The organism is Nguyenibacter vanlangensis (genome assembly GCF_013376155.1).
GTDB lineage: Bacteria > Pseudomonadota > Alphaproteobacteria > Acetobacterales > Acetobacteraceae > Gluconacetobacter > Gluconacetobacter vanlangensis.
Genome location: NZ_JABXXP010000189.1, coordinates 1 through 4,958 on the forward strand (window position 1 = coordinate 1; position 4,958 = coordinate 4,958).

Genomic DNA, 4,958 nt, shown 5'->3' on the forward strand with positions numbered 1-4,958 from the left:
CCGATCACGAGGAAGAGCGCGGCCAGTTGGTTCGTGTCCGGAAAATCGTCGGCGTCCGGCCAGCGCCAGGTGGCCAGGGCGGCCACGAACCATGCCGGACCCGCCGCCCAGGGCAGCACCCGCGGCAAGGGGGCACGGGACAAGATGCGGCGACGCGCGGTTGCCTGGTCGCCTGGGGACGCATGATCGGCGGCGCCCAGGCCAAGGGATGTCGAGTGGGAGCGGCTCATGCGGCGAGGAGATCCTGCGTGACCCGCTGGGCGTAGCGGGACGTGTCGAGCGAGGGGCGGAAGACGCCGATCTGTTTCAGCGCGTCGGCATAGCGCACGATGTCGTCGCGGAAGGCCGATCCCAATGTCTGGTGGTGATGACCCTGGATCCGGATCATCTGGGCGATGTCCTCGGCGCTTGCCTTGGCGGCATAGGGCTTGAAGATCCGGCCTGCCTCGTCGGGATTGCAGGCCAGCCAGGCGCCGGCGTCCAGGATCGCGCGTGTCACCGCCGCTGCGACCGCGGGTTCATCGCGGATCAGGCTGCCGCGCAGGCCGATGACGCAGCAGGCGATGTGCGCCCATTCCCCCCGCATGTTGCTGTCGATCTCGGCCAGCCCGAACTGCCGTTTCTGCAGGTAGGAAAACGGGTCGCCGTCCGTGATGGCCTGCACGTCGCCGCGTTGCAGCGCCACCGGCAGCAGGTCGGCCGGATATTGCCGCCATTGCACGTCGCTTTCCGGATCGATGCCAGCTTCCTTCAGCCGGATGGAGAAGAAATTCCGATCCGGCCCGCCGATGTCCGTGACGCCCACGGTTTTTCCGCGCAGGTCCGCCAGTTGCTTGATCCCGCCATTGGGCGGCGCCAGCAGATACATGCAGCCCGCGTGCAGGCCCGCGACCAGCTTGACGTCGAATCCCTGCTGCAACGGCTTGAGCCAGCGCAGCGCCATGCCTGGCGCGCCGTCAGCCTTGCCGGTGGACAGGGCTTCCAGCAACTGGTCGGTGGCGCCGGCGAAATTCACGTAATCGACATCGATATTGTAGCGTGCGAAGAATCCCTTCGCCTTGGCGACGGGCACGGCGGCGGTGCAGACGGCGCTTTCGTTCCAGGCGATGGTCAATCTGCGGGTCGGACCGGGCACGGGCGGCACCAGCCCCTTGCCGGCGGCGGCGCAATGGCTGTCGTCATGACCCATCGACCCCATCGTGGCAGACCGCGCGCGGTCCGGTAGAAAGGGTAGGGGCGCGAGAGACGCAAGCGAGGTCCCCAGCAACGCGCGGCGGGTCAGGTTGTGTGTTTCCGGCATGGTTCGACCTTGAGAAATGAACTCCGCGCTCAATCGGCGGGCAGAAGATGAAAGCGGCGGGAAAACCAGGCCAGGCCATGGCGTGGCCGCGCATGCAGTCCGACCGAACGGACCCGGCAGAACAGAACGTCATGGCTGCCCGCGGCATGACGCGCCTCGATCGTGCAATCCAGCGTGACCGGCGCATCCTCCAGCAAGGGGGCGCCGCTTCCGTCCGCGCGCCATGCGCCGTGGCCGAATTTCTCGTCGGAAGACAGCCGGCTGCTTGCGAACGTGGCCGCCAGCGTATCATGCCCCTGGCCCAGAATGCTGATGCCCACGACACCGTTGCGCAGGAACGCGTCGTGCGAGCGATTGGCCCGGTTCAGGCAGACCAGCACGGTCGGTGGTTCGTCGCTGACGCTGGTGATCGCAGAAACGGTCAGGCCATGCCGACCGGCCACACCGTCCGTCGTCACCAGGACGACCGGTGCGCCGAGCCGGCTCATGGCGTCGCGGAATCTGTCGCGGCTGACGTCCGGCCCGACGCTTTCCGTTGCGGCCAGGTGCAGGGCGACGTCACGCGGCACGGGACTGCCCATCCTGCGACAGGCCAAGCGCGGCCAGGATCACCGGCGCCTCGGTACGGTCCATCCAGTCCGGCGCGATATCCACGAAGCGCGCGACACGCCCCGGATCGAGGACGATGACCGTCGGCTTGGGCAGTTCCCACGCGTCCGTGCCGTTGAGTTGCCGGCTGCTGCCGCCCTTCGCCTCGGCCGCCGCGCGCGAGGCATCGTCGAAGACATAGGTGATGCCCAGCGCGCGGGACAGCGCCAGCCCGCCATCGGTCGCCACCGCGAAGGGCAGGGCATGCCGCGTGACGATCTCGCCCAACAGGGCTTCGGGCTGGGGCGCGACCGCGACCAGCGGAATGCCGGCTTCCGCAAGGGCGGGCCACAGGGTCTCCTTGTAATAGGGCAGGGCGATGTTGCAGGCTGGACAGGTGGCGAAACGGAAGAAGATCAACACCGCCGGCCCCCGCGCCACCAGGTCGTCCAGCGCCAGGGGGCTGCCGTCGGTCCGGTGCAGCACCGCCGGGGGCAGCGTGTCGCCGGCGGCGACATGGCGGGTCTGCGGGTGCGCGCGCACCAGCGCTTCGCGCTGGTCCAGGTTGACGGCAAGGGCTTCGGCCGTCCAGCTTCGCCGCCGTTCGTCTTCCAGCCTGCGGAAACGTTCACGCAGCGTCGGGGGAGTATCGGAAACGGGAAGACCCATGGGATAAGTCCTGAACAGGAAAAGGGACGTCGGACTATGGATCAGGGCGCCTGCTCCCTTCCAAGGAGTTTCCTTCAAGGAAGGATTGGATATTTCTTATGAATCGCCGGCGGCCTGGGCCAGCAGCGCGCCCAGGTCGTGGGCCGCATCGCTCAAGGCCTCCCGCTGCACCAGGATGGTTTCGATGTCCGGCACCGCGGGAAGGATGCCCGGGGGAATGGTCGGAAGCCCCTCCGCCGCCGCGAAGCGATGCGTGCGGCAACTGGCCCCCAATCCGCCCCTGACACCGGCGCGCAACGCCGGCAGGTTCGGGGTTTCCAGGACGATGCGATAGTCGCGTCGCGTGCCGGTCAGCGCGCGCAGCGCGGCGTCGCGGAAGCGGCAGGGCGGTTCCAGCAGGACCAGCGGCAGTTCTTCCCGCTCGGTGGTCGCGGGGTCGCCAAGCCAGACCATCCGGTCATGGCCGACCACCTTCCAGTGCGCGCCGGGACGATCGCCGTGCTGGCCCAGGCACAGCACCAGGTCGAGGCGCGAACGGTCGAACATCTCCAGCAATTCGGCGGATCCGCCGACGCGCACGATCAGGCGCGCGCGCGGATGTTCCATCCGGAAGCGACCCAGCACGTCCGGCAGAATGGTGTCGGCAAAATCCTGCACCATACCGATCGTGATCGGCTCGGGGTCCTCGACCTGGCCCAGATTATGCACGATCCGGTCATTCAGCGCGAGCAGTTGCCGCGCATAGCCCACCAGATCCTCTCCCGCCGCCGTCAGGGCCAGACGTCTTCCGTCGCGGCGGAACAGCTTCTGCTGCAGCAGGTCTTCCAACCGTTTCATCTGCAGGCTCAGCGCCGACTGCGTCAGATAGATGACGTCCGTCGCCTGCGCCATGGATCCCGATTCGGCGATCGCGACGAACGAGCGCAGCAGTTCGGTGGGGATATTCCGTGCCGCTCTTTGCGGCGGTATCGCCGCGGTGGCTTGGGACATGGCAGGAACCTCCGCGTCGATGATGGACCGCAAACGCTCATATTAACGTTCTAAATGCGTTTGATGATCATTTCTGACTTGATAAACATCACATTGCAAGCGTCAAATGTATCAAACAACATATATGTATCGTTTAATTTTCCGGAGGTACGGATGTCTGTGGAATTCATCGGCTTCGTCAATGGCCAGAACCAGTCGGAAATCATCCCGCCTTCCGGCCCGGTCATCGACCCGGCGCACGTCGAGGCTGCGGCGAAGATCCACGAGAATGGCGGGTTCGACCGGACGCTGATCGCCTTTCATTCGAATTCGCCGGACAGCCTGCTGCTGGCACAGCACGTGGCCGGCGTGACGCGCGACCTGGGGGTGCTGATCGCGCACCGGCCCGGCTTCACGGCGCCGACCCTGGCGGCGCGGCAACTGGCGACGCTGGATCATCTGACGCGGGGGCGCGTGGCGGTCCATATCATCACCGGGGGCAGCGACGTCGAATTGCAGGCGGACGGGGACCATACCACCAAGGCGGAACGCTACGCCCGGACCGGCGAATATCTCGACATCGTCCGCCAGGAATGGACCGCGACGGCGCCCTTCGACCACCAGGGACGTTTCTATGACGTGCGGGGCGCGCGATCCCAGGTCCGCCCCTATCGGCAGGGCGGCATTCCCGTCTATTTCGGCGGCTCGTCGGACGAGGCGATCGCGGTCGCGGGCCGCCATGCCGACGTCTATGCCCTGTGGGGGGAGACCTACGCCCAGGTGCACGAAACCGTCAGCCGGGTGCGCACGGCGGCGGCGGCGTACGGGCGGACGCCGCGTTTCTCGCTGTCCCTGCGGCCGATCCTGGCGGACTCCGAGGAAGAAGCCTGGCGCAAGGCCGACCATATCCTGGAAACGGCCCGCGCCCTGCAGGAGCGCACCGGATATGCGCGCCCGGCGGTGATTCCGAACGAGGGTTCGCGCCGTCTTCTGGCGGCGGCCGAACAGGGGGTGCGGCTGGACAAGCGCCTCTGGACCGGCCTTGCCGCCCTGACCGGCGCGCGCGGCAATTCGACCGCCCTGGTCGGCACGCCGGATCAGGTCGCCGAGGCGCTGCTGGATTATTACCGGATCGGCATCTCGACTTTCCTGATCCGCGGTTTCGACCCGCTACTGGATGCCTATGTGTATGGGCGCGACCTGATCCCGCGTGTGCGCAGCCTGGTCGCGGCCGAGGATCGGGCCGCGTCGGACCGTGCGGCCTAGGGGCGGCTTCATGCCCGGCACGTTTCCGCCGCGCGTCGTCAACCAGTTGGGGCCGGAAGTCCGCGCTGCGCTGGACGGGTTTGGATCGCGTCTGCGCATCGTCGATGCCAGCCGTGAGTCCGATGCGCCCTGGGATTACGCCGCCGCCGGGTTCGACCGCGCGGAC

At 67.3% G+C, this 4,958-nt stretch carries 5 protein-coding genes and 1 pseudogene; 1 reads left to right on the forward strand and 5 read right to left on the reverse strand.

The genetic code is table 11. The features are described 5' to 3' along the window. From HUK84_RS23185 to HUK84_RS10275, 5 genes and pseudogenes are all read right to left on the reverse strand, one after another. A pseudogene (locus HUK84_RS23185) lies at positions 1-230 on the reverse strand (hypothetical protein); the annotation flags it as partial. Continuing rightward, positions 227-1,300 (reverse strand): ABC transporter substrate-binding protein, encoded by a 1,074-nt coding sequence (locus tag HUK84_RS10260; protein WP_176640206.1) that lies wholly within the window; start codon positions 1,298-1,300, stop codon positions 227-229. The gene HUK84_RS10260 and the pseudogene HUK84_RS23185, both read right to left, overlap by 4 nt. Before the next feature lie 29 nt (positions 1,301-1,329). Next, a complete protein-coding gene (locus tag HUK84_RS10265; RefSeq protein WP_317135273.1) occupies positions 1,330-1,869 on the reverse strand; it encodes a flavin reductase in 540 nt (179 codons plus the stop codon). After that, positions 1,859-2,557 (reverse strand): peroxiredoxin-like family protein, encoded by a 699-nt coding sequence (locus HUK84_RS10270; RefSeq protein WP_176640208.1) that lies wholly within the window; start codon positions 2,555-2,557, stop codon positions 1,859-1,861. The genes HUK84_RS10265 and HUK84_RS10270 overlap by 11 nt, the downstream gene beginning before the upstream one ends. A gap of 96 nt (positions 2,558-2,653) precedes the next feature. Beyond that, positions 2,654-3,547, reverse strand: a complete 894-nt coding sequence (locus tag HUK84_RS10275; protein WP_176640209.1) for a LysR substrate-binding domain-containing protein — start codon at positions 3,545-3,547, stop codon at positions 2,654-2,656. Positions 3,548-3,700: 153 nt separating this feature from the next. Here HUK84_RS10275 and HUK84_RS10280 point away from each other — a divergent pair, with 153 nt between their 5' ends. Next, complete coding sequence (locus HUK84_RS10280) at positions 3,701-4,792, forward strand: LLM class flavin-dependent oxidoreductase (RefSeq protein ID WP_176640210.1); 1,092 nt, start codon at positions 3,701-3,703, stop codon at positions 4,790-4,792. The last annotated feature ends 166 nt before the right edge of the window (positions 4,793-4,958 follow it).